General features: G+C 61.1%; 25 protein-coding genes. 11 read left to right on the forward strand and 14 right to left on the reverse strand.

Annotation, left to right across the window (positions count from 1 at the left end; translation table 11 throughout):
- The first annotated feature begins 20 nt into the window (after window positions 1-20).
- Together KUV46_10455 and KUV46_10460 are read left to right on the forward strand one after the other, a co-directional pair.
- A complete protein-coding gene (locus tag KUV46_10455) occupies window positions 21-1,391 on the forward strand; it encodes a hypothetical protein (protein QYI99767.1) in 1,371 nt (456 codons plus the stop codon).
- Between the two features lie 48 nt (window positions 1,392-1,439).
- The gene (locus KUV46_10460) at window positions 1,440-3,596 is read left to right on the forward strand and encodes an acylase (GenBank protein QYI99768.1); all 2,157 of its coding nucleotides are present in this window, start codon (window positions 1,440-1,442) and stop codon (window positions 3,594-3,596) included.
- Here KUV46_10460 and KUV46_10465 read toward each other — a convergent pair.
- Window positions 3,593-4,705, reverse strand: a complete 1,113-nt coding sequence (locus KUV46_10465; protein ID QYI99769.1) for a beta-lactamase family protein — start codon at window positions 4,703-4,705, stop codon at window positions 3,593-3,595. The two genes, KUV46_10460 and KUV46_10465, sit on opposite strands and share 4 nt — an antisense overlap.
- Window positions 4,706-4,846: 141 nt before the next feature.
- Entirely contained in the window at window positions 4,847-5,554 is a 708-nt protein-coding gene (locus tag KUV46_10470) for a dienelactone hydrolase family protein (protein QYI99770.1), read from the reverse strand.
- A 104-nt stretch (window positions 5,555-5,658) separates the two neighbouring features.
- On the opposite strand from KUV46_10470, the gene KUV46_10475 reads away from it, so the two are divergent.
- Genes KUV46_10475 through KUV46_10485 form a run of 3 tightly spaced genes read left to right on the forward strand, consistent with a single transcriptional unit; the run spans window position 5,659 to window position 8,081 of the window.
- A complete protein-coding gene (locus tag KUV46_10475; protein QYI99771.1) occupies window positions 5,659-6,594 on the forward strand; it encodes a nucleoside hydrolase in 936 nt (311 codons plus the stop codon).
- The gene (locus KUV46_10480; protein ID QYI99772.1) at window positions 6,591-7,454 is read left to right on the forward strand and encodes a ribokinase; all 864 of its coding nucleotides are present in this window, start codon (window positions 6,591-6,593) and stop codon (window positions 7,452-7,454) included. Before KUV46_10475 ends, KUV46_10480 begins: the two co-directional genes overlap by 4 nt.
- A gap of 9 nt (window positions 7,455-7,463) precedes the next feature.
- The gene (locus tag KUV46_10485; GenBank protein QYI99773.1) at window positions 7,464-8,081 is read left to right on the forward strand and encodes a GNAT family N-acetyltransferase; all 618 of its coding nucleotides are present in this window, start codon (window positions 7,464-7,466) and stop codon (window positions 8,079-8,081) included.
- Window positions 8,082-8,175: 94 nt separating this feature from the next.
- On the opposite strand, the gene KUV46_10490 is transcribed toward KUV46_10485, so the two are convergent.
- The 5 genes from KUV46_10490 to KUV46_10510 all read right to left on the reverse strand — a co-directional run bounded on the left by KUV46_10490 (window position 8,176) and on the right by KUV46_10510 (window position 13,350).
- Window positions 8,176-9,075, reverse strand: coding sequence for a crotonase/enoyl-CoA hydratase family protein (locus KUV46_10490; protein ID QYI99774.1), 900 nt, complete (start codon window positions 9,073-9,075; stop codon window positions 8,176-8,178).
- A 10-nt stretch (window positions 9,076-9,085) separates the two neighbouring features.
- Window positions 9,086-10,102, reverse strand: a complete 1,017-nt coding sequence (locus KUV46_10495) for an amidohydrolase family protein (protein ID QYI99775.1) — start codon at window positions 10,100-10,102, stop codon at window positions 9,086-9,088.
- A 128-nt stretch (window positions 10,103-10,230) separates the two neighbouring features.
- Window positions 10,231-11,412: an MFS transporter gene (locus tag KUV46_10500; GenBank protein ID QYJ02391.1), complete on the reverse strand. Its 1,182-nt coding sequence runs from the start codon at window positions 11,410-11,412 to the stop codon at window positions 10,231-10,233.
- Between the two features lie 109 nt (window positions 11,413-11,521).
- On the reverse strand, window positions 11,522-12,409 hold the full coding sequence (locus tag KUV46_10505) for a hypothetical protein (GenBank protein ID QYI99776.1): 888 nt from the start codon (window positions 12,407-12,409) through the stop codon (window positions 11,522-11,524).
- The gene (locus KUV46_10510; GenBank protein QYI99777.1) at window positions 12,409-13,350 is read right to left on the reverse strand and encodes a hypothetical protein; all 942 of its coding nucleotides are present in this window, start codon (window positions 13,348-13,350) and stop codon (window positions 12,409-12,411) included. The genes KUV46_10505 and KUV46_10510 overlap by 1 nt, the downstream gene beginning before the upstream one ends.
- A gap of 342 nt (window positions 13,351-13,692) precedes the next feature.
- Between KUV46_10510 and KUV46_10515 the strand changes: the two genes are divergently transcribed.
- A complete protein-coding gene (locus tag KUV46_10515) occupies window positions 13,693-13,953 on the forward strand; it encodes a hypothetical protein (protein QYJ02392.1) in 261 nt (86 codons plus the stop codon).
- Between the two features lie 24 nt (window positions 13,954-13,977).
- Here the strand turns inward: KUV46_10515 and KUV46_10520 are convergent, their stop codons facing one another.
- A complete protein-coding gene (locus KUV46_10520) occupies window positions 13,978-14,685 on the reverse strand; it encodes a polysaccharide export protein (GenBank protein QYI99778.1) in 708 nt (235 codons plus the stop codon).
- 148 nt (window positions 14,686-14,833) lie between these two features.
- On the opposite strand from KUV46_10520, the gene KUV46_10525 reads away from it, so the two are divergent.
- The 3 genes from KUV46_10525 to KUV46_10535 all read left to right on the forward strand — a co-directional run bounded on the left by KUV46_10525 (window position 14,834) and on the right by KUV46_10535 (window position 18,442).
- Complete coding sequence (locus KUV46_10525; protein QYI99779.1) at window positions 14,834-16,345, forward strand: hypothetical protein; 1,512 nt, start codon at window positions 14,834-14,836, stop codon at window positions 16,343-16,345.
- 104 nt (window positions 16,346-16,449) lie between these two features.
- The gene (locus tag KUV46_10530; GenBank protein ID QYI99780.1) at window positions 16,450-17,130 is read left to right on the forward strand and encodes a hypothetical protein; all 681 of its coding nucleotides are present in this window, start codon (window positions 16,450-16,452) and stop codon (window positions 17,128-17,130) included.
- Window positions 17,099-18,442, forward strand: a complete 1,344-nt coding sequence (locus tag KUV46_10535; GenBank protein QYI99781.1) for an O-antigen ligase family protein — start codon at window positions 17,099-17,101, stop codon at window positions 18,440-18,442. Before KUV46_10530 ends, KUV46_10535 begins: the two co-directional genes overlap by 32 nt.
- Here KUV46_10535 and KUV46_10540 read toward each other — a convergent pair.
- The 6 genes from KUV46_10540 to KUV46_10565 all read right to left on the reverse strand — a co-directional run bounded on the left by KUV46_10540 (window position 18,365) and on the right by KUV46_10565 (window position 24,430).
- Window positions 18,365-19,396, reverse strand: coding sequence for a glycosyltransferase (locus KUV46_10540; GenBank protein ID QYI99782.1), 1,032 nt, complete (start codon window positions 19,394-19,396; stop codon window positions 18,365-18,367). The two genes, KUV46_10535 and KUV46_10540, sit on opposite strands and share 78 nt — an antisense overlap.
- Window positions 19,393-20,178, reverse strand: a complete 786-nt coding sequence (locus tag KUV46_10545) for a polysaccharide deacetylase family protein (GenBank protein QYI99783.1) — start codon at window positions 20,176-20,178, stop codon at window positions 19,393-19,395. The genes KUV46_10540 and KUV46_10545 overlap by 4 nt, the downstream gene beginning before the upstream one ends.
- Entirely contained in the window at window positions 20,175-21,122 is a 948-nt protein-coding gene (locus KUV46_10550; GenBank protein ID QYI99784.1) for a glycosyltransferase family 2 protein, read from the reverse strand. The genes KUV46_10545 and KUV46_10550 overlap by 4 nt, the downstream gene beginning before the upstream one ends.
- 40 nt (window positions 21,123-21,162) lie before the next feature.
- A complete protein-coding gene (locus KUV46_10555) occupies window positions 21,163-22,695 on the reverse strand; it encodes an exopolysaccharide biosynthesis polyprenyl glycosylphosphotransferase (protein ID QYI99785.1) in 1,533 nt (510 codons plus the stop codon).
- A 135-nt stretch (window positions 22,696-22,830) separates the two neighbouring features.
- A complete protein-coding gene (locus tag KUV46_10560; GenBank protein QYI99786.1) occupies window positions 22,831-23,904 on the reverse strand; it encodes a DUF3137 domain-containing protein in 1,074 nt (357 codons plus the stop codon).
- A gap of 46 nt (window positions 23,905-23,950) precedes the next feature.
- A complete protein-coding gene (locus tag KUV46_10565; protein QYI99787.1) occupies window positions 23,951-24,430 on the reverse strand; it encodes a MarR family winged helix-turn-helix transcriptional regulator in 480 nt (159 codons plus the stop codon).
- A 94-nt stretch (window positions 24,431-24,524) separates the two neighbouring features.
- On the opposite strand from KUV46_10565, the gene hppD reads away from it, so the two are divergent.
- On the forward strand, window positions 24,525-25,631 hold the full coding sequence (hppD, locus tag KUV46_10570) for a 4-hydroxyphenylpyruvate dioxygenase (protein ID QYI99788.1): 1,107 nt from the start codon (window positions 24,525-24,527) through the stop codon (window positions 25,629-25,631).
- Window positions 25,631-26,188: a VOC family protein gene (locus tag KUV46_10575; protein ID QYI99789.1), complete on the forward strand. Its 558-nt coding sequence runs from the start codon at window positions 25,631-25,633 to the stop codon at window positions 26,186-26,188. The genes hppD and KUV46_10575 overlap by 1 nt, the downstream gene beginning before the upstream one ends.
- Window positions 26,189-26,237 lie beyond the last annotated feature (49 nt).

The raw sequence follows: 26,237 nt of genomic DNA on the forward strand, positions 1-26,237 counted from the left end.
CAGCGCGGGAGAGGCGGACAATGGCAGACTGGATTACACTTCTGCCGCCTGTCCTGGCGCTCGCCATCGCGGTCTGGACGCGCAATGTCTATTGGGCGCTCGGCCTCGCCATCTGGACCTCCGAAACGCTGATCGCCGGGGGTAATCCGGCGCTTGGCTTTCTCGGCAGCGTAGAGCGGGCGGTCTCTGTCTTTGGCAGTGAGGGCAATACCCGCATCCTCCTTTTCTGCCTCATCATCGGTGCACTGATCGAATATATGCGCCGATCCGGCGGGATTGCCGGCATGGTGAACTGGCTGGTGCGCACGGGCGCAGCAGGCACGCGGCGCCGGGCAGGCGCTGTGACCGCGCTCACTGGCACGCTCATCTTCGTCGAAACCAATATCAGCCTTCTGACCACGGGCATTATGGGCCGGCCGCTCTTCGACCGCCTGAAGATGAGCCGGGAACGACTCGCCTATATCATCGACTCTACCTCTGCGCCCGTCAGCATACTGATACTGCTCAATGGCTGGGGTGCTTTCGTGCTTGGCCTCATCGCAGAGTATGACCTCGACAATCCGCTCGCCGTGCTGGTCGCGACCATCCCGCTCAACTTCTATGCGCTGCTGACGCTTGCCGGTGTCTGGCTGACCGTGATCAGCGACCGGACCTTTGGCCCGCTTCGCGCGCGTGAGGCGCAGACCATCGCCGCCAATGACGATGCCCCGGAAGAAGAAACCGGAAGCGGCAGCGCGCTCAATATGGGCGTGCCTCTGCTCGTGCTGGTCGGCGGCGCGCTTGGCTTCATGCTGTGGACGGGCGGCGGCAATATGCTGGAAGGCTCAGGCTCCCAGTCCATCCTCTGGGCGGTCTGCCTTGCAACAGCGATTGCCTTCATCCTGCTTCTGCGCTCCGGCAAGGAGCCGAAAGGCAGCCTCATCGAGACCGGTTTCAAGGGGATGGGCGATCTTCTGCCCGCGGTGACGGTGATCTTCCTTGCGCTGGTTTTGGGGGCAAGCCTCAAGGCACTCGGTACCGGCGAAGTGCTCGGTAGCCTTGCGGGCAGTATCTCCTTTGCCTGGGCGCTACCTGCCATCGTCTTTGTCGTGGCGGGGATCACCTCTTTCACGACCGGCACGAGCTGGGGCACCTATGGCATCCTCGTGCCAGTCGCGATCCCGCTTGCCCTGGGCAGCGGCGTACCGCCATCGCTCGCGCTTGCAGCGGTCCTCGGCGGCGGGGTCTTCGGCGACCATTGCTCGCCAATCTCCGACACCTCGATCATCGCGAGCCTCGCGGCCGAATGTGACCATATCGAACATGTGCGCACGCAGCTGCCCTATGCGCTCACCGCCGGCCTGCTCGCCGTCATCGGCTATCTCGCGGCGGGTATTGCCACCACGCTCTGATGCGTGCACGCCTCCACGGATATAAAAGAAACTGAAGGGGAGGGGCGCATGATGCGGATCCTGAAATGGGGCCTCGTCGCCGTCATCGTTGCTATTGCCGGACTTGCCATCTGGCTCTGGGATCCGGTTGGCGCCAATCCGCCGCCCGATGAACTCGCCGCCGCAGCCTCAAACTACGATGCAGAGATCATCCGCGACAATTGGGGCGTGCCGCATATCTATGGCGCGCGTGATGCCGATGTCGCTTTCGGCGTCGCCTACGCCCATGCCGAAGATGACTATGAAACGATCCAGAATGTCGTCGCTGCCACGCGCGGTGTTCTCGCGCGGTATGAAGGCGCGGGCGCGGCACCCACAGACTATATCGTCGCCCTGCTGGGCGTATGGGAGACAGTCGATGCGCGCTATGAGCAGGACGTGCCCGAAGATGTTAAGGCCATCGCAGAGGCCTATGCCGCTGGCCTTAATCTCTATGCCGCTGAAAACCCGGACGCGACTTGGGCGGGTCTCGCGCCTTTCACGGCGCAAGATGTCGTCGCGGGCTTCATCTTCAAGACGCCATTCTTCTACGGCCTCGACTCAACGCTCATGGAGCTGTTTGGCGACGAGCGACAGGCTGCTATCGCGCTCGATCCGAGCGGCGAGCGCGAAGCCTTTCACGCCGTGCCCCATGGTCAGCCAGAGCGCGGGTCGAATGCGTTCGCTGTGACGCCGCAGCGTTCAGGCGACGGCGTCACGCGCCTTCTGATCAATTCGCACCAGCCCATGACCGGGCCGGTTGCGTGGTGGGAGGCGCAGCTTGTCTCTGAAGAAGGGCTCAACATTACAGGCGGCCTCTTCCCCGGCACGCCGCTCATCCTGCATGGGTTCAACAGGGACCTTGGCTGGGCCAATACGGTCAACAAGCCGGATCTTGCCGATGTCTACCGCCTTAAAGTGGACGAGGCCGGAGACCGCTACAGGCTGGATGGCGAGTGGCGCGATTTTGAAACCGAAACTGTGACCATCCGCGTCGGCCTGCTCGGTCCGTTTGCGTTCAAGGCAAAGCGTACCTTGAAGCACTCTGTGCACGGCCCGGTCATCGAAGCCGATCATGGCACCTATGCCATCCGCTATGCCGGGCGAGGCGAGATCCGCCAGCTGGAGCAGTATTACCGCCTCAACAAGGCACGCTCTCTGGATGAATTCATGGACGCCATGTCGATGAACGCCCTGCCGAGCATCAACTATGTCTATGCGGACAAGGCGGGCAATATCGCCTTCATCCATAATGCTCAGTATCCGGATAGGGCGCCGGGTTGGGACTGGCGCAAGGACCTGCCCGGCGATCGCTCTGATCTCATCTGGCAGAACTACCTGCCGTTCGAAGATGTGCCGATGCTGGTCAATCCCGAAAGCGGCTTTGTCTACAACGCGAACAATACGCCTTATTCGGCAACCGATGGCGTGGACAATTTGAAGCCTGAAGACTTTCCGGCCGCCATCGGCTTGCAGGAAAATGAGACCAACCGCTCCCTGCGGATCGCAGAGCTGACGGGTGACGGCGAACCTATCGGACGTGCTCGCCTTCTCGATATCAAGTTCGATCAATCCTATGCGGAGGGCTCGCAGGCCGAACAGGTCATCGAAGCCGTTCTGGCTGAGGACTGGAGAGATGACGACAGGCTCGCGGCCGCTGCCGATCACCTCCGCGCCTGGAACAGACGAACCAACCGCGAGAATACCCATGCCGCGCTGGGTGTGCTGACGGTCATCCGTGAAATTCGCAGCTCCATCGATGGCAGTACGCCGCCAGCGCCAGAAGAGGCGTTCCGCGACGCCGTCGACTGGCTAATGACCCATCATGGCCGCATCGACCCTGAATGGGGCGATGTGAACAGGCTGGTGCGCGGTGATGTCAGCCTGCCGCTCGATGGTGGCCCCGATACACTGCGCGCCATCTATCCGGCTGAGATCGGCGAGACAGGGGTATTGGCGGCAGCGGCTGGCGACACATGGATCGCGCTGGTCGAGTGGGATGAGACAGGTGAGCAGACGGCCGACATCATCCACCAGTATGGTGCGGCGACGCTGGATGAAACTTCCCCCCATTATGCAGATCAGGCGCCGCTCTTTGCCGACATGGAATGGCGGCGCGCCCTGATCGGACGTGCCGCCGTCGAGGAGAATGCCGAGCGGACCTACCGGCCTGCCTGGTCTGACTAGGCAAGGCCTGCTTCGCGAAAAGCGGCCGCGACAAGAGGGGCGGTCCACTCATTCAGCGCTGGGTGAACGTTGCTGCGCTGCGGAGTGCGATCCGGCGTGCCTGTCACGGCATAGGCAAAGCTGAGACCAGTCTGCGGGGCATGCCAGGCACCGGCATAAAGCCCATAGGCTTCACCATGATGGCCGATAAGCTCATAGCCCGGCCACAGGGAGTCGGCGGCCGGGTGGATGTGCACACCTGTTCCGAATGCGGTGAAGTAGCCAAGGTCGTGAAGGCCGTTGCTCGCATCGGCATTCAGGGTCCAGACAGGACGGCTAAGCTCGCTATGGCTGCCCAGAGTATGGATCATCCTTGCCAGTCCCAGCAGGCTGATCCGAACGCCGCCTTGCGGTGAGAATAGCGTGCCATTCTGGCTGGGCGTATAGGTGTCGAGCGAGGCCCCATCCTCGATCAGTATGGCGGGTGCCGTCGCATTCAGCGTCTCCGGTCCGTCTGTCTGGATCTGCCAGCCCGCGGGCGTCTCGCGGTAGAGGGTCGCGCCCGCCAGTCGCTTTTCCCTGCTGACGCCAGACCAGTTGAACCCTGCATCCAGCTGCAGAGGCTGAAGCACATGCGTCTCGGCCAGCCTGTCGAAGCGGGTGCGTGTCGCTGCCTCCATGACGGTCGCCGCAATGCCGTAGCCAAAATTGCAGTATTGGAAATAGTCGCGCGCCTCATGACGACGCGCGCCGAAAGCCTCAACCATGAGGGGCGTCAGATCCCCGGGATGGGCCAGCCAGTATTGTTCGGGATCTTCCAGCCCCGAAACATGCGCGAGAAGATGCCTGATGGTCACATCATCCGCAACGCCAGCCAGTTGTGGCAAGGCGCCTGTGATGGGGGCGTCGAGCTCAATCTGACCCTTGGTTTCAAGCGCCAGAGCCGTGAGAGCGACGACCGTCTTGGAGATGGAGGCCGTCCGGAACGGGGTATCGATGCTGAAAGCGCGAGGCTCGACACCGGCAGACACCTCGTCCGCGCTCAGACCACTCGCGAGGCCAGCCGTCTGACTGGCTACGATACGCTTTCCGTCCCAAACGACGAACCCTGCGGCCGGGACGCGGCTCATTGCCGGGCCCTCGACAAGCAAAAGGGGCGCGCCCTTCGTGGTCGCGCCCCTTATGTCTTGTGTCATGCACGCGCCGAGCAGCCCCGCGGCTGGCATTGATGCCAGAAACAAACGGCGGGAAAGCCCGGTCATGATCGGTCTCTAGCCGAACAGCTCTTCAAGGAAATCCTTGAGGATCGCGAAGCTGCGGCGCTCGGCGGCTGGGTCGTATACCGTGCCGAAGTCCGGGTCGTTCGCTTCAGGATTGGTGAAAGCGTGCATGACGCCGCCAAAGGCGTGCAGCTGCCAGTCGGCGCCTGCATCCGTCATCTCCTTGGAGAAAGCCATGACGTCCTCAGGCTTCGCCATCGGGTCATCCCAGCCATGCAGGGCGAGAACTTTCGACTTGGTCTTGTGCCCGCCAGTATTGCCAGGGGCGCCGAGGATGCCGTGGAAAGACGCAACGCCTTCGACGTCCATGCCGGCGCGCGCCATGTCGAGCACGCAGAGACCGCCAAAGCAGAAGCCGATCGCTGCCGCCGTGTCGCAGCCAGATTCCTTCTTCGCGACTTCCAGGCTGTACTTCAGCCGGTTCTGAAGCTCGCCGCGATTGGACGCCAGCGGCTCCATAAGCGCCTGGCTCTCTTCCTTGGTCGAGCCGCGCTTGCCTTTGCCATAGACGTCGAGCGCAAAGCCCGCATAGCCCCACTCGGCCAGCATCTTGGCCTTGTCATGGTCAAACTCGTTCTGTCCGCCCCATGCGTGGGAAACGAGGACAACAGCTTTCGGCTTGCCTTCCGGCATGGCCAGAAAGCCCTCATAGGTCTGTCCGGCCTGTTCATAGTCCAGTGATTTCGTTGAAACGGCCATGAGCTTCATTCCTTCTTGTGTGACTTGTCCCAGCCTCACTTAGGGTTTCTCTGAGTGATAGCTAGACCTTGCCGGGAAGATCGGAACAGACGCAAATAGGACCGATGAGGAAACGCCAGATAATAATAGATTGCGACCCGGGGCTTGATGATGCCGTCGCGCTTCTGCTTGCCTTTGCGGCAACCGACCGGATTGATGTGCTCGGAATTACGACGGTTGCAGGCAATGTCCGCGGTGAGCTCACGCATCGTAATGCGCGCATCATCCGCGACCTTGCGGGCAACCAGTCAGGCCTGCCCGTTCGTGCCGGCGCGCCGCGTCCGCTTGTTCGCGATCCGGTGACGGCAGAGGACTTTCACGGCACGACAGGGCTCGGCGGGCTGGACCTGCCAAAGCCAAAAGGGCGCGCCTCCCGCCAGCATGGCGTGAACTTCCTGATACAGACCCTCCGTACCATGAAGGGCTTTCCGGCGACCCTCGTTGTGACCGGCCCGATGACCAATGTCGCGCTCGCGCTCAGCATGGCGCCCGACATTGCCGAGGGCCTTTCTGAAATCGTCATCATGGGCGGCGCCGATATCGAGGGCGGCAACATCACGCCGCATGCCGAGTTCAACATCTTCGCGGACCCTCATGCCGCAGAAGCGGTCTTCCGGTCCGGCATTCCGATGCGCGTGCTCAGCCTCGATGTAACCCACCAGCTGCTGACGCAGGACGAAATAGTCGAACGCGTGCGTGCCCTCGGCTCGCGGCAGGCCACTGTCGCCGCTGACCTGCTCGCGGCCTCCAACAGACTGGAAGAGTCGGCGAAGGCGCGGAATGCACCGCTGCATGACCCCTCCACCATCCTCGCGCTGCTGCGGCCGGACCTTTTCACGGGCCGCAAGGCGCGCGTCTCCGTAGTCACTGAAGAGGGCGAGCGCTTCGGCAAGACTATGCCGGAGTACCGCGAGGACGGCCACGTCGAGTGGTACACGGGCGTCGACGCCGATGGTGCCTTCGCAGAATTGCTCGGCCAGCTCGGAAGATACCCGCTATGACGCGCCCATCGATCACTATCGTCGGTTCGGCCAATCTCGACCTCGTCGCAACGGCTGAAAAGCTTCCCGTCGCTGGCGAGACAGTGACGGGTGCCACCTTTGCGCAGCATCCCGGCGGCAAGGGCGCAAACCAGGCACTCGCCGCGCGCCGCCTCGGCGCTGACGTTTCCATGATCGCGCGCACCGGCGAAGGCCCGAACCGTGATGCGGCCCTCGCCCTCCTGAAGTCAGACGGCGTCGACCTGTCTGGCATCGTCAGCGACCCGGACGAACAGACCGGCGTCGCCCTTATCGCCGTCGACAAGGCGGGTGAGAACCAGATCGTTGTCGCAAGCGGTGCCAATGGAAACCTCTCCCCCGATGATGTGAGGATTGACGGCGCGCCGGATGCCATTCTCTGCCAGCTGGAAGTGCCGACTGCATGCGTCCTCGCGGCCATGCGCGCCAAGAGCGGCCTTTTCGCCGTGAACCTTGCGCCGGCCGCGCCCGTCCCGGTTGAGCTTCTCGAAACCGCAGACCTTCTCATCGTCAATGAGGGCGAAGCGGCCTTCTACGGCGACGGCATCCACCGCGGCGAAGGCATGGTTGCGCTGACGCTGGGCGGGCAGGGCGCGGTCCTCTACCGCGCTGGCAAGGAAATCGCCCGCACGCAGGCTTTCACCGTGCCCGTCATCGATACGACCGGGGCAGGCGACACTTTCTGCGCTGCGCTTGTTCTTGCGCTGGCCGAAGGGCGGGGTGAAGGCGAAGCGCTTCGCTTTGCGTCCGCTGCCTCTGCGCTGGCCGTCACCAAGCCCGGCGCGCAGCCAAGCCTGCCATGGCGCGAAGAGGTCGACGCCTTTCTGAAAGATCAGGACTGAGAGCGCCGGATGGGCCAGTTTCCATGGACGCGCAGTGAAATTGGAGCGGCCCGCGAAGCCGAGATCCGCGCCGCCGTCCGCGGCACGCCAGCCTTGCCCAGCACCGCCGCCACGAGCAGGCTGGCCACGCAGGACGATGCCGCCGCCCTGACAGAACTGTTCGCCTTTCCAGAGGTGAACCGCTGGATCTACAGCCTGCCGCGCCCGCTGACGGAGGAGGCGGTATCGAAATTCATCGCGGAAATGGATGCGGCCCGCGAGCGCGGCGAGGGCCTTCTGTCGCTCAACTTCGATGAGGCTGGCACGCTCTCTGGTTATTCAGAGCTCAAGGTCTGGCCGCAATGGGGCGCAGGTGAGCTGGCGGGCGCCATGCGGCCTGACCTCCAGAGCAAGGGGCAGGGCGGCGCTGGCATGACCGCGACCTTCACCTGGATGTTCAACGCGCTCGGCCTCGATCTCATCTGCAACACGACCGCACTCGACAATGTCCGTATACAGAAACTGTTTCAACGCACGGGCTTTGTCTATCGCGGCGATATAGAGAGCCAGAGGCCAGACGGCACCATCCGCCAGTCGCAGGTCTGGGAAGTCATGCGCGATGACTGGCTGGCGGGACTGGAGCAGTAGGCCCCACCCCAACCCTCGCCGCGTGCGGGGAGGGGGCGCTAGTCTGAAAGGACTTACCTCTTCTCCCTCCCCTCTGGGGAGGGTCGGGGTGGGGCTAGTCCTCGATCAGATTGCCTTCCGTGTCGCGCACCTCTGGCCCGTTTACCCGGGCGCGACCATCGCCGAACGGCGCGTCGCGTTCCCGCAAGGCTTTGCGTAGGCCCGCTTCACCAACCCGCTTCACAAAGGCATGGGCTGAGGCGGCCTGATGGCCGCGCACATCATTCTCCACGGCAAGGCGCTGCATCGTGCGGGCCCCCATCAGCTCCATGCCGAGGTTTACCGCCCGCTTGTTGGCGGCGAGTATATCGGCATCAATATGCGCCATCCGGTCGGCAAGGCCTTCGACTTCGGCGTCCAGCATGTTCGCGGGCACCGACTTCATCGCAAAACCAAGCTGGGCTGCTTCCGCCCCTGTAATGCTGTCGCCGGTCAGCATGAGCCGTTTGGTCCATTGCGGGCCGACATTGTAGAGCCACATCTGGTTCGGCAGCGCGCCGAGGTTTCGCCCCGCCGGGAAGGACACCATCGCATCATCGGCAATGATGACCATATCGCAGAGAAGCGCGATATCGGTCCCGCCCGCCACGCAGGGGCCGTGAACCTGCGCAATGACAGGCTTGTGCATGTCAAAGATCGCCATGCGATAGCGCTGCGCGCGTTCCAGCTGCCAGATATCGTCATCGACAGAGCGTCCACCGCGCTTGTTGCTGGTCTTGGCGTCGAGGCGCGAGACAGGCACGCTGTCAGAGCCTGCAAGGTCATACCCTGCTGAAAAGCCCCGGCCGGCGCCCTTGATGATGACGCAGTGCACCGCCCGGTCATTATCGGCCTGCCAGAGCGCTTCTGACATTTCGGCCTGCATCTTTAGGGTCAGCGCGTTCAGCTTGTCTGGCCGGTTCAGCGTGATGCGGGCGCGGCCATTCTCGACCTCATAGATGATCTCATCGAACATGGGTGTCTTCCTATAGCGGTGGGTCGATGCGGTAGACTTGCCGGGCCACGCGGCTGAACATGGCCTGCTGTTCCAGCTCAGAATAGTCGGCGGCGATCTTCTTCATGGCATTCCAGTAGACACGGTAGCTGAGCGAGAGCCGGTCGACCGGGAAGTTGCTTTCGAACATGCAGCGGTCCGCACCAAAGCAGGAGATGGCATGGTGATAGTATTTCGCCTGTGCATCGACGACCTCATCGGATGACGGCGGGATCTCCCGCTCATGCCAGCCAAATCCATTGTCCGGCATGGCAAGCCCACCAAGCTTGGCGAAGACGTTCTTCTGCTCGGCGACGGCGGCGATATCGTCTTTCCATTTCGCGAAATTATCCTCGCGCTTGCCTTCATAGGGGCCGACACCCAGCGGCGTGCCGAAATGGTCGAGGATCATCACCGTGTCCGGGATTGCGGCCGCAAGGTCGCGGAAGTCGAGGATCTGGTGGTGATAGTTCCAGGTGTCATAGGTAAAGCCGCCCTGGCCAAGATGCGCAACGCCGCGCCTGAATGCCTCGTCCTTGTAGAGGCCTTCTGGCGCGCGCGGCGGGATGCGAAAGCCCGCCCCAGCCTTGTCGAATGGGCCTGCATGCCGGATGCCCCGGAACAGGCCTTTTGAGGCCTCGATATGTGCACCCAGCACCTCGTCCAGCGTCTCGATTGGCAGGCGAAGGTCAGCATGCGCGACCAAAGCGGCGATGCTTGCCTTGCCGGGCGCAGCCTCGGTCAGGGCGGCGGTCTCTGCGATGTACTCGCTCTCACCGACCGGCCTCAGATGCTCTGGCCCGTCCTCGCGATAGGAAGAGCCGCACTCCATGAAAACGGTCTGGGTGACATTGTGACCATCATCGGTATCTGACCACAGCTCCTTGAGGTCATAGCGGATGACCGGGTGGCTCTTGCGCCAGAGATGGTGGTGCGGGTCTACAATCTCGCGGGCCGGATCGATGACCTCTTCGTGGTGCTTGTTCAGCCAGTCGTCATTATCGAACATCTCAACTCCCTTTTGCCTCTGCTGGGCCTTGGGAGCAGTTCAGTCGCTATGGCCGCCTCTTGCAAGCCGGACGCGGCGGCAATCCCATCTTCACGCTTGTTAGGTGCATGCTGTCGGCGCCGAAATAGTCAGGGCTCTTTGCCCATCCAGTCAAAAGGCCACGCCGCCAGAATGATGGCAGGCACACTCGCTACGGCAAACATTGTCGATGGGCCAAGCCAGTCAGAGACGGTGCCTGCGATTGCGGGGCCGATAGCACTGCCGCCCGCAAGGCCGAAGAGCGCAGCGGTAAAGCCTCGTGTGCCTCGGCCGGGAAACAGACCGAGGCTCCAGAAGGAGATGGTCGCGCTGAGGGCCATCAAAGCGGCACCCTGCAATCCGGAGGAGACGATGACGGACAACCAGTTCGTTGGTGCAAGCGCCATCAGGAGGAGAGACCCCGCTGCAGCCGCAAATATCAGGCGAAGCAATGAAGGCAGGCCAATGACGGCGTCGAGGCGTCCAGTAAAAACGCCAGACAGCCCGAAAAACCCGTAAGCGAGAAAGATCACCGACGATGACGCCTCATCGCGAATGCCCGGCAGGCCGCCCGCGCTGACGACTCTGTCAGCGGCAAAGGAGAAAAAGATCGCATTCACGAAACCAAAGACGAAGGCAGCCGCGTACAGAGGCGCCATATTCCTCGACCACAGTGATGGCGATGGCGAGCGTGGCGGTTCCTGATCGCTGGCGGCCCCACCTGGCACACCGAAAGCGATGATTACAGTTGTCAGAACACCTGCACCGGCAAATACCATCCAGGCGACCGCCCAGCGCATTAGGTCGACCACAACGCCAAGATAAAGCGCTGCAGCCAGCATGATGCCGATGCTGGTGCCGGCTGCGATCGTCGACAGGGTCCGGGCCTGCTTGGCTAAGGGCGCAATTTGTTCGACGGCTTTATTGAATGGCGCCCAGCATAAACCAGCGCTGGCGCTCGCCAACAGCACACCCACCAGTATCTGAGTGGCTCCACTTGCCGCTGAGATGACGACGAAGCCAGCCGTCGCTGCGAGCGTGCCTGTGAGCACAGAGTCGCGCGAGCCGTATCGGTCAACGATCCACGCCGCAGCGGGCAAAGCAATCAGAAACCCGACCAGACCCGCACTCGCAATAATACCTGCGCGTGTGGCGGTCAGGTCGAAAGCTTCGCGAAACTCTGGGAGGAATAGGCCGTAGCCGATCCGCGCCGGTCCAAAGGCGATGGCGGTCGCCAGAAAACCAGCGAAGGCAATGAGGTTCGAAGAGCGTGTCCGGTCGGCCTTCGGAATATCTCACCTCCGGCTTCGTGTTCAGACCATCTGCTTTATCAAATCAAAATCCGGATGAGCGTTCCATGACAGGACCAGCTTTCCCTGAGAACGCCGACAGGAAGATCAACTAGTCCTGCGCCCGGTCTGGCTCGCCGCCTTCGACCAGATACCAGGGCGTCGGTCCGTAATCATAAGGGGGCTCGGCATAGAGCAGCCGGAAGGCATGCAACGCGGCCTGATGGAAGATTGTCGCGTGTGTTTCCGTGGCCGAGAGGTCGTCGAAATGAACCTCGACACCCGCTTCGACGGCCGCATCGTAGAGCTGGTCGATGGCGTCCTGCATCGTGCCACCTTCGTCAGCGGCTGCAATGAACAGGCGCTTGCCCACATAGTCATGTGCCGACATCAGGCGCGCAGCTTCAACACCGAGCGCCTTGTCATCCCACCAGAGGCTCGGGCTGATCGCGAGATAGTCGTCGAAAGCGTCCGGGCTTTTCAGATAGGTGTCAGCGACAAACAGGCCGGCAAGCGACTCGCCGATCAGGGCGCTTTCATCGCGCACCGGGAAGTTTGCCTCCACGAAGGGCTTCACCTCATCGGTCAGGAACGTGCGGAAGTCCTCAGCGTCACCAGAGGTCGGAAATTCGGCCACATAGCGCTCATCGCTGGCTCGCGGCGTCAGCTCATTCTGGCGGTCATCGGTTTCGATGCCGACCACGACCATTGGCTCAAACGTCCAGGATAGCGCGCCGAGCTGCGCAAGTCCGGTGATGTGAAACCAGTCCTGCTGCGTGCCGCCATCGATCAGGTAGAGCACGCGGTAGGGTGCGCGCGGGTCTTCATCTGCGTGCGACGGCACCCAGACATTGATGGTGCGCGTCTCACCCAGCGTTTCGGACTGGATTGTATAGGTCTCGCCGAACTCAATCGGCTCCTGCGCGAAAGCCTTGGGGCCGCCTTGCCCGCTCACCCATAGCGAAAGCGCAAGAGCGAGCGCAGCAAGCCGGACGCGCATCAGGCCTTCACCAGCCCGATCTCGCGCAGGCGCTCCATCAGGTAGTCCTGCGCCGTGATCGGCGGCTGTGTCTTGCCACCTTCCTCAAGGCATTGCGGCAGCTGCTCGATCAGGAAGTCCTGATTGAAGTGCAGGAAGAATGGCGTCGAATAGCGCGGGAATTTCGCGCGTTCCGGCTCCGGATTCACAACGCGGTGCGTCGTCGACGGCAGGACGCCGCCTGTCAGGCGCTGCAGCATGTCACCGCAATTGATGACGAGCGAGCCGGCAGGCGGGTTCACCGACAGCCAGTCGCCGGAACGGTGCAGGACTTCAAGGCCTGCCTCCTCAGCCCCCAGCAGCAGCGTGATGACGTTGATGTCCTCATGCGCGGCGGCGCGGACCGTGCCTTTTGGTGGCGGGTTGTCCTGCGGCGGGTAGTGAAGCAGGCGGAGGATGGAGTTGCCGCTCTCGACCTTGTCGTCAAACCAGTCTTCCGGCAGCTCAAGATGGAGGGCAACAGCGCGCAGCAGGTCGCGGCCGAACTCGTCCATCTCGGTATAGAATGCATACGTGGCGGCATCGAACTCCGGCACCTCGTCGACGACAGGCGTGTCCTTCATCGTCGCGCGGTATTTGGAGTCTTCAGGCAGCTTGCGGCCCGTATGCCAGAACTCTTTCAGGTCAGCGGCCTTCTGGCCCTTGGCGTTCTCGGTGCCGAACGGCGTGTAGCCGCGCTGACGGCCACCTTCGGCATCGTGGTACTTTTCCTTGGCGTCCTTCGACAGCGCAAAGAAGGCCTTCGCTGCGTCATTTGCCTCGTCAATGATGGCCTGATTGACGGGGTGACCCGTGATGACGGCGAACCCTGTCTCGCGGAAGGAGCTGCCAAGCCGCTTTGAAAATGCCTGCTTGTCCTCTTGCCAGAGGCTGTAGGGGATCGGTTCGAAAAGGTTGCTCATTGCATCTGCCTTGTCTGTTCCAGGCCGGAAAACTATCGCGCGGCGGCCTTCGCGCCAATGCGTCTGTTTGCCATTAGCCAAGCAAGGGCTTGCGGCAAAGTCCGCTCCAACAGCATCTCTGCAGCCAGAATTGCGCCAAGTGTAAACGCGGCGCCGCCTATCGTTAACACAGGCGCGCTTTCAGGCCGATCCTGTTAACCATGTGGCAAAATCCTGAGCGCAACCTCTTCCCTGTCACAAGACGTGACGGATGGACAAAAGCCCATCGGCCAAGCGGACGCAAAGACAGCCGCAAACCGACGGGCTCTGGGTTAAAGGAAGAAGACAATGCCGTATTCAGAAATGGCGATGGATGTCGCCCCTGAAACTGGTCTCAGCGAACACGCGACGGCCGAAGAACTCTGCAAGGTTGGCCTTGCCTATTCGACCGGTGTTGGCGTCGATGCCGACATGGTTGCCGCGCACAAATGGTTCAATCTGGCTGTGCTCAAGGGCTCCGAAGAGGCCAAGGAATACCGCCAGCAGATGTCTGACATGCTCTCGAGTGAAGAGATCAAGCAGGCGCTCAAATCTGCACGCGACTGGCTTCAGCTGATGAACTGATCTCGCCGGGCAGGCGGGCCTGAACTAGCGCCCGCGAAAATCGCCCGCGAGATCATAATACAGTGAAAAGTCGATCGGCAGCGCAGAGCGGAACCACTGTTCCATGAACAGATTTTCTTCAGCGATTGCCGAACGGGGCACATAGACCACGTCGAAACGGCGAAGCGGCGTAAAGTCCGCAAGCCTTGGGTCATTCAGCCCGGCGCGGATATCGATGACAGCCGTCATCAGCTCGCCGCCCGGCATCCGGCGCATCAGCGCCACCTGGTTTGGCTTGGCGCCATTGGTGAAGCCGCCCGCCATGATAACCGCCTGCAGCGGATCGATCTGGCCTGGCAGGTCCATCATGCCCGGCGCCTGAACTTCGCCGCCAACAAAGATTTTCTGACTGTCGAACGCCACCGGAATGACGTCGACATCGGGGTATCGCAGCTCTCCCGCATAAGCCTGTACAAGCTCGGCCTGGATTTCAGCCGGCGTGCGCGCCGATGCCTGCACCGCGCCGACATAGGGCAGGGTGAGAGAGCCATCAGGCGCAATGCGGATATCGCGGTTCAGCTCTGGCGCAGAATTGAAGACGATCGAAACCGTATCGCCCGGCGCGAGCAGGTATGGCTGGTCGCGGCCATCCTCGTGACGCCACTCTGCGACAGGGAAATACTCCGAAGGCGTCGGCGTGACTGACTGGCAGGCACCAAGGACAAGAGCAGATGCGGCGAGAAGATTTCGCATGGCGCTGGCTCACGATCTCTTTGCTGATTTGTGTACAGTCTGAGGCTCGGCGTTAATGTTTAAGGAATTATCAAGCCACGTGCCTGAATAAGCCAGATAGGGGGTTTGCGTTTGATTTGCTCCCGGCCACCTTCAGGGATGACCGTAAATGTCGAATTCAGCCGATTGGGGAGCGAGACAACCGCAGCAGGGCGGCGCTATGCCCGTGCGCTCACGCCCCCGTATAGGCCCGGCCGACCTGATCCTGCAGCTCTGGCGGGCAAAATGGCTGATGATCCTCGTCTTCATCCCGATCTTCCTCGTCGGGCTGCTCGTCGCATTCCAGATGCCAAAGTCATACGAGGCGACCTCGCGGCTTTATGTGCGTATTGGCGACGAAAACGTCTACCGCCCGCGCGTCGGCGCAGAGCTTCAGGGCGTCGCGCCTGAAGAGGAACTTCTCATCCAGGCAGAACTCGAAGTTCTCCGCAGTCCCGTGATCGCAGAACGCGTCCTCACTGAATTCGGCCTCGAACAGGTCTACCCGAAACTCGCTGACGCCCGCGATGAGAAGATCGCTGCCAGCCCGCCATCTGAACATGCAGCCATTGAGGAAGAAGCCTTCCGTAAGGGTGTCATAGGCCTTCAGAAGGATTTCAGCTCCGGCACGGCGCCCAAGACCCCTGTGATCAGCACGGCGCTGGAGCACAAGGAAGCCGCGCTCACGGCTGCCCTCCTGAACTACTGGATCAACACATATCTCGACTATCGCAACGAGGTGTTCTCGACCAATGGCTCTGACAGCCTGCAGGAACAGCGCGTAAAGTTCGAGGGCCAGCTGCTCGATGTCGAAGAAGACATTCGCGACTTCTTGCGCCGGCACAATATCGGTGACTTCGAAAGCGAGCGCGCCACCGCCCAGCAGCTCTTCTCGACCGTTTCAGCTGAGCTTCTGACCAACCAGTCCCGCGCGAGCGCCGTTGATGGCCAACTCGACATCTATAATCAGCAGCTTGCGCGCCTCGACCCGCAGCAGGACCTCTATGTCGAGGACAGCTCCGCGCAGACGCTCATGCAGCTTCGCATTGAGCGCGAGGATCTCCTGTCTCGCTACACGGAACAGTCGCAGCGCGTCCAGGCGATCGACCGCCGGATCGCTCAGGTCGAAAACTACCTTTCTTCGCGCGATGGCCTTGCCGGCACGACCCGCCGCGGCCCGAACCCGGTCTATCAGACCATCGAACAGTCCGCCTCGTCCCTTCAGGCAGAGCAGCAGTCACTCGCGCTTCAAGAAGCAGAGCTCAACCGGCAGCTCGCCCGCGTCGAAGCGCGCCTCAGCCGCCTCAACGAACTCGCCCCAGAGTGGCAGGAGCTTCAGCGTCGCAAGGCTCTGATGGAACGCAATGTCGAGAACTTCTCGGTTCGCGAAGTTGAGGAACGTGCCCTCTCGGAAATTTCTGGCCAGACGGCAGACAGCGTCCGCGTACTGGAGCCGGCGCGCGTACCGGTCAAAGGCAAGAGTCTCAAAATGGTGGTTGCTGCGCTTGGCTTCCTGTTTGCTGGTTTCACGGCGCTCATGGCGGGTCTGCTCTGGGCACTCACGCGGCGCGGCTTTGCAACAGCCCGCTCGGTAGAGCGCACGACCGGCCTTAAAGTCGTGGGATCGCTCAAGACGGTCTGAAAGTAACCGGGCACCATCAACAGCATTAAGAAAACCGTTAACCAGCAGCATGCTAGGCCCGACGCAGTAGGGAACAGGATGCGATGAAAGATTTGCGGCGAAGAATGGACCCGGTCTGTAAGGCCGTCGCGCGTGTGACCCCGGAAGCGGGCGCGCGGTGCGTGATGTTCATGTCTGCACGGGCAGAAGAAGGCACGACCAGCGTCGCCGCCTCTGTGGCGCTGCGCTGCGCGTCCCAGTCATCACGGCCAACCTGGCTTGTAGATCTTGGCCTTCGCCAGAACGCGGTCTTCCGGTCTTTCCAGAAGGGCTTTGCCCGCGATGTCGGAAAACCGGGCCGTGCCTTTGATGGATCGCTTCGTACACTTCCTATCTATTCCGTGACCCCGGCGCTGTCGGGCGGACGCCAGGAAAGTCAGCAGAAAAGTCTTCTGTCTGTGCACCCCATCCAGGGCTCGCGTCTCTTCGTGACCCGCTTTCGCAATGAGGGTGTGCGCAAGGGACAGCGCGTACAGCTGCGCGCAAGGCCAGACTGGTGGCAGCAGGTCAGGCGCGCGGCCGGGCTCGTCATTGTCGATGCCCCATCTCTCGACCGATCGCAGGCAGGACTGGCTGTCGCAGGTCAGATGGACGGCGTCTTCATCGTCCTTGAGGCAGATTCCACCGGCGCCGATGAAGTGATTGCCCTGCGCGAGGCGATCGAGGCGCATGGCGGCCATGTCGCCGGTGTCGTCATGAACAGGATTGGTTCCGATGCCAGTTTCGCCGACCGGCTTGCAGGATAATCAGCGCACGCTGACTCAGACTGTCATTCTGGCGATAGAGCTGGGACTGACCTTCATCTGCCTCGTCCTCTTTACCGAGGGTCTCCTGCCTCGGCTTTTCGCCTCCGAATACGATACAGACAGCAGCGCCTTCCTGCGCCTCCTCTGGCTGCCAGTGTACGGACTGGTAGCAATCGGTTGTCTCTGGAAATTCAGGACTATGGTCTCGCTCGCGGTGCGGATGCCGTTTCTGATTGCCCTGCTGGCGGTAACGGCCGCCTCTTTTCTCTGGTCGCTGGACCCGGCGCTGACACAGCGGCGCTCCATCGCCGTCGTTGCGACAAGTCTCGCAGGCTTCTATCTCGCCGCGCGCTATGACTGGCGCACGCTGCTGCGCCTGATGGGCGTGGTCTGGCTTTTCATGGCCGTGGTCTCGATCGGCTCGGTCATCATTGCACCGGGATTTTCAATCATGACCGAGGTGCATCCTGGTGCCTGGCGGGGGCTCTGGTGGGAAAAGAATACACTCGGTGGCCACATGGCCCGCGCCGCCTTCCTCTGCGCATTCCTTTACATTCTTGACCGTCCATGGAGACCGGTCTGGGGCGTCGCCGTCGTCCTTTGTAGTGCGCTCGTCCTCGCTTCGACGTCCAAGACGGCTCTGCTCGGCATGTTGCTCGGCTTCGGTATCCTGTTTGCCGGATGGGTCAGCCGCAAGGGCGCGGCGATCACGATTACGGGTCTCTGGACGGGCATCATCCTGTCCTCGGGCTTTGCAGCAATCATGATCATTGAGCCGGGCATCATCCTCAATCTTCTCGGGCGCGACGCCACCCTGACCGGACGCACCGATATCTGGAGCGTTCTGACCGATGCCATTCTTGACCGCCCGCTTCTTGGGTATGGGTACGGCGCGTTCTGGCAGCTTGATTCGATGCCGGCCTACCGCGTGCGCTCTGCCACCGAATGGCTTGTGCCAACGGCGCATAATGGGTGGCTTGAAGTTGCATTGAGCGTCGGTCTGATCGGCCTCGCTCTGCTATTGGCGAACTTCGTACTCTTTGTCCTGCGCGCGGCCTGGTTCTCTATCGACAACTGGCTCGGCATTTTTGCGCTGGGTGTCGCAGGTCAGTTCCTGTTGGTGAGTATCTCGGAGAGCAATGCGCTCCAGCAGAACGCCATCATCTGGGTCACCTATGTGGCGATTGCAGCAAAGACGGCGATCAGCCTGAAGCGGCCAGCCGAACTGCCTTATTCACCGCCGCGCCATCTCGCTGGCAGGCGCCAGCGGGCTGCTGTCATTGGCGGGGGTGCTGGTACCAGCCGTATTTAGGACCGGCTTTTTCTGCATTGGCACCTGCGTAACCGTTGACGTGCCGTAGAACCGGAAGTGCACCCAGAAGAAGATCTTGCCGAGACCGCGCACAGCCTTATCAGCCTCATAGGCGCGGTTCTTGTTTCCAATGATACGCAAACCCAGCCAGCGCAGGGCGTGAAGCCCGAATTTGCCGCCGCCAACAAGGATCCAGAAGACAAGATGATCATAGCGGGGCGGCTTGCGTTTGCGGGCGAGCGTCACTGGGCCCTGACCATAAGCAAAGGCGCGCCGGAGCGTGTATTTCAGTGAAATACGCTGCGGCAGCGGAAACTCATTCACGGGTGCGTTCGCCGCCCAGGCGAACTTGCCGCCATTAGACCGGATACGTTCAAACAGCAGGTCATCTTCGCCGCCGCTTTCATTCATGCGTGTATCGAACCAGTTCTCAGCCAAGGGCACCTGGCGCACATCGATGAGGCAGTTGCCACATCCGAACGGCTTCTCGATGAAACCGGGTGAGAGGTTTGGCTCGCGCGCGAAAAAGTCTTCAAAATAGGCGCGGTGCTTGGTGATCGTGTCAGGCAACATTGTGTGCACGGGACCGAACGTCACGGCAGCGCCAAAAGTCTTGTAGGCTTCAAGCAGCTGATCGAGCCAGTGGGTGGGGGCCGCCTGATCATCATCCAGAAAAGCCACGAGAGAGGTATCAAGCGCTTTCACGGCCGCATTGCGTGCATTCGCGACGCCAGCTTCCGGCACATGCATATAGGACAGCCTGAGCGAAGCGGGTGCCTTTTCGGCAAGCGTGTCAATAGTCAGGCGTGCTGAAGCGTCGGCTGAATTGTCGGCAACGATCAGCCTGAAGCCAGAGCGCGCTGCGCCCTGCCAGAACAGACTCTCCACGGCCCGGCGCAGACTTTCCGGCCGGTTATATGTGGGGATGACAACAGTGAGCACATCTCGGGTCAATGTTTGTCCCGGGCCAGGATCGCGTCGAGCGCATCTGATGGTGTCGGCATGCGTGCGCCGGTATCACGTGCCAGCCGGACAAGACGGCGCAGGTGGGCTGGCGTCGTACCCCAGCGGCTGTGATTTTCCCGCACATCGTGTGTGAACACAAAGATCCAGGACGGGTTGTGCGCAGATGCCTCGATCACGGCTGCGGCGCGCTCAATGCTGCTCTCGTCAGCATTAAGTTCCAGCGCGGTCAGCTGCATCAGGTCAGCCCCTTTCAGGTTCACGCCGGCATGGATACCGCGAACGGCATCAAAGCGTGTGGCAAGACGCGGCTTCAGGTCCGCGCGGGTCTCGCCATAAGGCCATGCAAACTGGCGGACAATCTCATTGTGTCCCATGGAGACAAGATTGCGCAGATTGGCGTCAATATCAGCAAGAACGATCGATGCGGGTGCCTGGCTACAATCCAGATGGGTCTGCGTATGCGCGCCGATTTCGTGACCGGCGGCGGTGAGCGCCTGAAGGTCGCGTTCGTCGAACAGGTCGCCAAGATGATTGCTCGTGCCCGCCATGCCCGTGCAGGCATAGTAGCAGCCCTTTGCGCCAACCTCGTCCAATATCTCGGCGCCGGTGTCGGCGGCAGATTTGGGAAAGTCATCAAAGGTGAAACAGATACGGGTGCGGCGCGGCGTTGCGCCAAGCGGACGCGCGCGATGCCAGCGTGCGGCACGCCGGCGGACTTTCGCCAGAAGCGAGTCTGATGGCTGGTAGGCTGAAAGCGTGGCTGCGGTCATCGTATCTCCCTCGAATATGCCAGCGCCCGATAGGTCTTCAAGCATGCAAGTCGCAGGCCATCGGGAAGCGTAGCTGATCGCGCGCCGAAGCGTGCTAGGCCCTGCAGAAATCGGCGGGCCGGCAAGTTTCTGAATTTGCAGGCTATTCGGTACAGCTGCATCGACTTTACAGCGTCCGGATGGCGCTCTGCGAGCCGTGCAAAATTATGTCCTGAGCCGCCAAATTTGCGCAGCAGCGTATCGGTATTATCCAGTCCGAGATGCGTCGCGGTGTTGTCGATATGGCGCACGGGATAGGCTTCCACGACATTGAGGCCCCAGTCGACATCCTCCCATCCCCAGCCCTTGAAGCCATCATCAAAGGGGACGTCCTCCAGCACACGGCGGTGAACGAGGATGTTGGACGTGAAGACATAGCGTCCCGGTTCCTTTTGCCGCTCGGCCGCTGCAAGGCATTCGGACGCGAGCGACTGGGCGGCATGCAGCCGCGTCGGCGCTGTGACTTTGGCGTGCTGAAGGCTGAAGCCGCCAGCTATAAGGGAAGGGCCATCGCAGTCTCGGATCGCCGTCAGATAGCGCTCGATGAACTTCCCATCGTCCGGCTTCATGTCGGCGTCGAGAAAGAGGATCCAGTCGCTCTCGCTAAGCTCATAGAGGCGATTGCGGGCATGCGCGCGGCCAAGATTGCCAGAGGCCGTGACGAGGCGCGCCGGTCCAGGATAAGCTTCCAGCCAGGTCTTCAGCTGGGCTGTCAGCTGCGGGTCGCCGCTGCCATCATCATAGATCAGCACGTTAGCGCGCTCGGCGCCGCCGGCCGCAGAAAGGTCAGCGATGAGCGATGAGGCATCATAGCGATAGCAGGGCACACACACGGTCAGCTCGCTCGCGCCCGCCTTGCCATTCGACCAGTGTTCTTCGCCAGGGGCGAGGTCTGCCTTGCTCATATGCTCACCCGGCAAAGTCATGAGATCACAATCTGCCATTCTAGCGCTGGCGCTTGAAGTCGCCGAGCAGGCAAGGCGCGGTGATGACCATGATGAACACGTCGAACCAGAAAGAGGCGCGGTTCACATACTCCATGTCGAGGCGGATACGTTCGCGCACTTCCTCGCGCGTATGGACCGGGCCGCGGGAGCCATTGACCTGCGCCCAGCCTGTAATGCCCGGCTTTACCCGGTGGCGGTGCGCATAATCGCCAACAATGCCCTGAACCTCATCATTCTCTGCCGTCATGCCGATGGCATGCGGGCGCGGGCCAACGATCGACATCTCCCCGCGCAGTACATTGATCAGTTGCGGCAGCTCATCGAGCGAGGTCGCACGAATGATCCGGCCAACGCGCGTGACCCGCTCATCGTCGCTCACTGTCTGCTGCGACATTCTTTCTTCGGCCTGGGGATTGTCGCGCATGGAGCGGAATTTCCAGACACGGATGACCTGATTGTTGAAGCCCTGGCGGCGCTGACGGAACAGGACCGGCCCCGGGCTCTCCAGCTTCACGGCAATTGCCGTAATCAGCAGGATCGGGCTGAACGCGACCAGCATCAGGCTCGCAAACACGATATCGGCAACGCGCTTTACGGTGGCACGGCGATTATCGTCCGGCGCGCCGGAGACATAGGCGGCAGGCGACCTTGCAATCTCGGCAAGGCTTTCTGTTTCCGGGTCGAAGCCTTCAAGATCAAGCAGGAGGACAACGCGCTGCGGCAGGACACGCAGGCGGTCGATCAATTCACGCACGCGGTGGCGCGCATCCGACGTGACCGTCACAACGATACGGTCGATCTCCGGCAGGCGATCCCAGTTCATGAGATCATCAAGACGGCCGAGCACAGGCACGCCTGCCATGGACTTTGGCGCGCGCGACAGCCGGTCATCGAACACGCCGACAACGTTCAGTTCACGCGTCTCGTCATTGCGCAACAGGAGACGCTGCGCATTCGGCGTCGCGCCAACCAGCACGACATTCTCTGAAAGGGCGCCATTGCGCGTCAGCACCTTGAACAGGACGATAAAGTGAGCGTGGATGCCAACACTGACGCAAAAGCTGAGATAGGCCGCGCCCATCACCCAGCGCGTATGCTCTTCGCCATAGAGAAGCGCCGTCACGAGACAGAGGGCCGCGAGCCCATATCCCGCCCCGATCGCCGCGCGGATCATGTGCTCGGTGACAGGACGCGCATAGGACAGCGCATAGGCCTGGCTCGCCTTGAGGCCCCAGCGCACGGCGAAAGGCATCACTGCAAATGGCAGGACGAGATTGACCGGAGAGTAGAGAAGGCTGTGGCCCGTCAGGTACAGCGTGAACCACGCAATGAAAGCCGCGCCAGCAAAATCGACGATCTTGAGGGCCGCCCGCAGAAGGTCTCGATTGATTGGATGGTGGCGTTGCTGAATGCGCTGCGCCCCCGCCGAAAGATCGGCAGGCGACGTCGATGCCGTTGAAACGAGATGAGCCGCTTCATCAGGTCGATTACTATTGGCCGCTTCGGCCAGTCTGGATAATCCTTCGGCCATCGCCTCGGTCTCATGCAACTGAGATCATCTACTGCCAGAACAGCATCAATATTGCCTTTTTTGCATGTTTCAAATTTCAACTAATCTTGTCAGACGCCTGAAAAGCCTCGCCATATCGGCGAGATCAGTGCGTGATCAGATCTTGTCCTTATACCAGTCCCGGGTCAGGAAGCCGTCGATCAGGTCGCAGATCAGGCCAATCTCGGTGAGCGTTTCGACATAGCGGGCCGGGTCCATCAGCGGCTTGAAGATAGAGCCAGCCTCGAACTGGTCTTTCGCCTCCAGCGCAATCGTCAGGTGGCCTTCCTCGAATACGCCGCGAAGCTTGGAGCCCTTGAAATGGCGCTCCAGCGCGATCAGCCGCTCCATCCGGTCAGGCGTCAGCAGGGTCCGTGCCTCAACCTGGTCTGTCGAATAGACCGTGAAGGCGTCTTCCAGCTCCTTCGACACCAGCTGCACTTCCTGCATGCCGTTCTTGCGGCCCCAGCTCCACCAGCCATCGCGCGCGAGCAACGTGCGCCCAAGGAAGCGGTCAGGGTATTCGATATTGAGCAACAGGCCCTGAAACTTGGTCACCGTGCGCCGGTTCTTGCCTGAGCCCTGCTGCTGGGTGAGCTTGCACTCAACCATGGTAAAGGCGGCATCTGCGCGCACGCCTTCGATCAGGTCCTCGAACTTGCGCGTGTCATAGGTCGGCATCAGGCCGACCGCTTTCAGCCGCTCGAAAGCCGGGGTCGGCGGCTCATCTCCTTTCGAGAAGACGGTCGACCGGTTGGCGCTAACCCATGTGCCAAGACTGCGCAGGCTGCTCACGCCCGAAAAGTCCTGGTGCAGCGTCTGATAGGTAAAGCCGAACGGCTCACACGCAGCCCCGACGACCAGCTGCTTGGTCTGTGACTTCATTGTGAATACAGGCATCCAGACGGCCGCGCAGGCGATGAAGGTCGCGACGATCCCGGCAAAGATGCCGAATGGGAAGATGGCCTCGAACCCGAAGGCGATGATGGCGGCAAAGACCAGCGCGGCGATGAAAGCACCGGTCGCAATCGTATGCATGATCGCGCGCTTGATGACCGCCTTGCGCTCTTCTTCCATCTCGGACAATCGCGGCGCGAGCCGGTCCTGCCAGAGAAGGCGCGCGGCCTCATGCTCCGGGCGGACCGGATGAAGGCGCGTGAAGTGATCCTCCAGCGTCATCGATTTCGACATCTACTTCCCCCAATTGCCTTCGCGCAGACGGCGCGCCTGGCGCCCTTCAGTCCTCGCCTCTGTCCCACAGATCGCGCTCTGGAGATGCTATTTGCGCCAGCCGGGTTAGCAAGCTGTGAAGCGCCTCTGCATCTTCCGGGCTGAGGGCTGCCAGCAATTCCTGTTCGTACGCCAGTGCCCGCGGAATGACAGCATTGTAGACCTCACGCCCTGCCGTGGAGAGGCCAAGTGCCGACTTGCGCCTGTCGGCAACATCCGAAGTGCGCGTCACCAGCCCCCGGTCGATCAGGCTCGCTGTGGCCCGGCTCACAGCCGGCTTGTCCATCAGCGTGCGTGCCGCGACCTCGGTCGATGTGATCCCCTCGCTCTCGCCAAGGACCGCCAGGATCCGCCACTGCCAGATCGAGATATCGAACTCGCGCTCATACATGTCGGCGATCTTCCGTGAGACCGCGTTGGACAGCACTGAGAGCCTGTAGGGCAGGAAATTGTCGAGGCGAAGCTTGTCACCGGCATCGTCATTCATGATCGGGCGAGGTCCTACCTTTGCGCGAGTTAACTTGATTTAGTTGCAAATGAAACTATTATCGAGTCAAACGCAACTTTTGGAGGTTAAGCACATGGCAGACCTGTTTGAAAATCCAGCTGGCCTCGATGGCTTTGAATTCATCGAATTTTCTGCGCCTGAGAAGGGCCAGCTCGAACCCGTTTTCGAAGTCATGGGCTTCACCAAAGTCGCCAAGCACCGTTCCAAGGATGTTGAGCTGTGGCGCCAGGGTGGCATAAACCTCATCACCAATTACGAAAAAGGCTCCCCGGCCTATTACTTCGCCAAGGAACATGGGCCGAGCGCCTGTGGCATGGGCTTCCGCGTCCGTAACGCGAAAGCGGCCTATGACCATCTTCTCGCCAATGATGCAGAGCCATGCGACGTGCCGACCGGCCCGATGGAGCTGAAGCTCCCGGCCATTCGCGGCATTGGCCATTCGCTCATCTATCTAATCGACCGCTATGATGATGGTGAAGGCGGTCTCTCTATCTATGACATTGATTTTGAATACCTGCCGGGCGTCGAGAAATTTCCTGAAGGCTGCGGCTTCAAGCTCGTCGATCACCTGACCCACAATGTCTATAAGGGCCGGATGAAGTACTGGGCTGACTTCTATGAGAAGCTCTTCAACTTCCAGGAAATCCGCTATTTCGATATCAAGGGCGAATATACTGGCCTCACCTCGCAGGCGCTGACCGCCCCTGACGGCAAAATCCGTATTCCGCTCAATGAGGAAGCCGAAGGCGGCAAGGGCCAGATCGAGGAATTCCTCCGCGAATACAACGGTGAAGGCATCCAGCACATCGCCCTTATCTGCGATGATCTCGTTGCCGCCTATGACAAGCTGAAAGCGCGCGGCGTGCCGATGATGACGCCGCCGCCAGACACCTATTACGAGATGCTGAGCGAGCGCCTGCCGGGCCACGGCGAAGACGAGAATGCGCTGAAGACGCGCGGCCTCCTGCTCGACGGTACGACCGAAGGTGGCGAACCACGCCTTCTCTTCCAGATTTTCGCAGAGCCGCAAGTCGGCCCTGTCTTCTTCGAATTCATCCAGCGCAAGGGTGACTACAAGCAGGGTTTCGGCGAAGGTAACTTCAAGGCGCTGTTCGAAAGCATGGAACGCGACCAGATCAAGCGCGGCGCGCTGAAGGTCGATCAGAAGGAAGATGCATAATGGCCACTGCTGCTCCTAAACTTGGCGGCGTTCATCACGTCGCCTATCGCTGCAAGGATGCGAAAGAGACGGTCGAGTTCTACAACAAGCTGCTCGGCATGGACTTCCAGCTCGCCATTGCAGAAGACAAGGTGCCCTCCACAGGTGCGCCTGATCCTTACATGCACGTCTTCCTTGATGCGGGGAATGGCAATGTCCTCGCCTTCTTTGAGCTTCCGACCAAGCCTGACATGGACCGTGACCGCAATACGCCCGAATGGGTCCAGCACATCGCCTTTAAGGTGGAGACGATGGATGACCTCATGAACGCCAAGGCGCGGGCTGAGGAAATGGGCCTCGATGTCGTCGGCCCGACCCATCACGGCATCTTCAAGTCGATCTACTTCTTCGACCCGAATGGCCACCGGCTCGAGCTTGCCTGCGACATCGGCACGCCAGACCAGCTGGCACAGCTGAAATCCGTCGCGCAAGACATGCTGGACGAATGGTCCCAGACCAAGAAAGCCCCGCGCCACGCCGCATGGCTCCACGAAAAGATCGCCAACGAAACGGCCTAAGCTACTTCTTGAAGTGAACATTGAGAACGCCGCCTTAACGGGCGGCGTT

The sequence above is a fragment of the Thalassovita mediterranea genome, assembly GCA_019448215.1.
Taxonomy (GTDB): Bacteria; Pseudomonadota; Alphaproteobacteria; order Caulobacterales; family Hyphomonadaceae; genus Henriciella.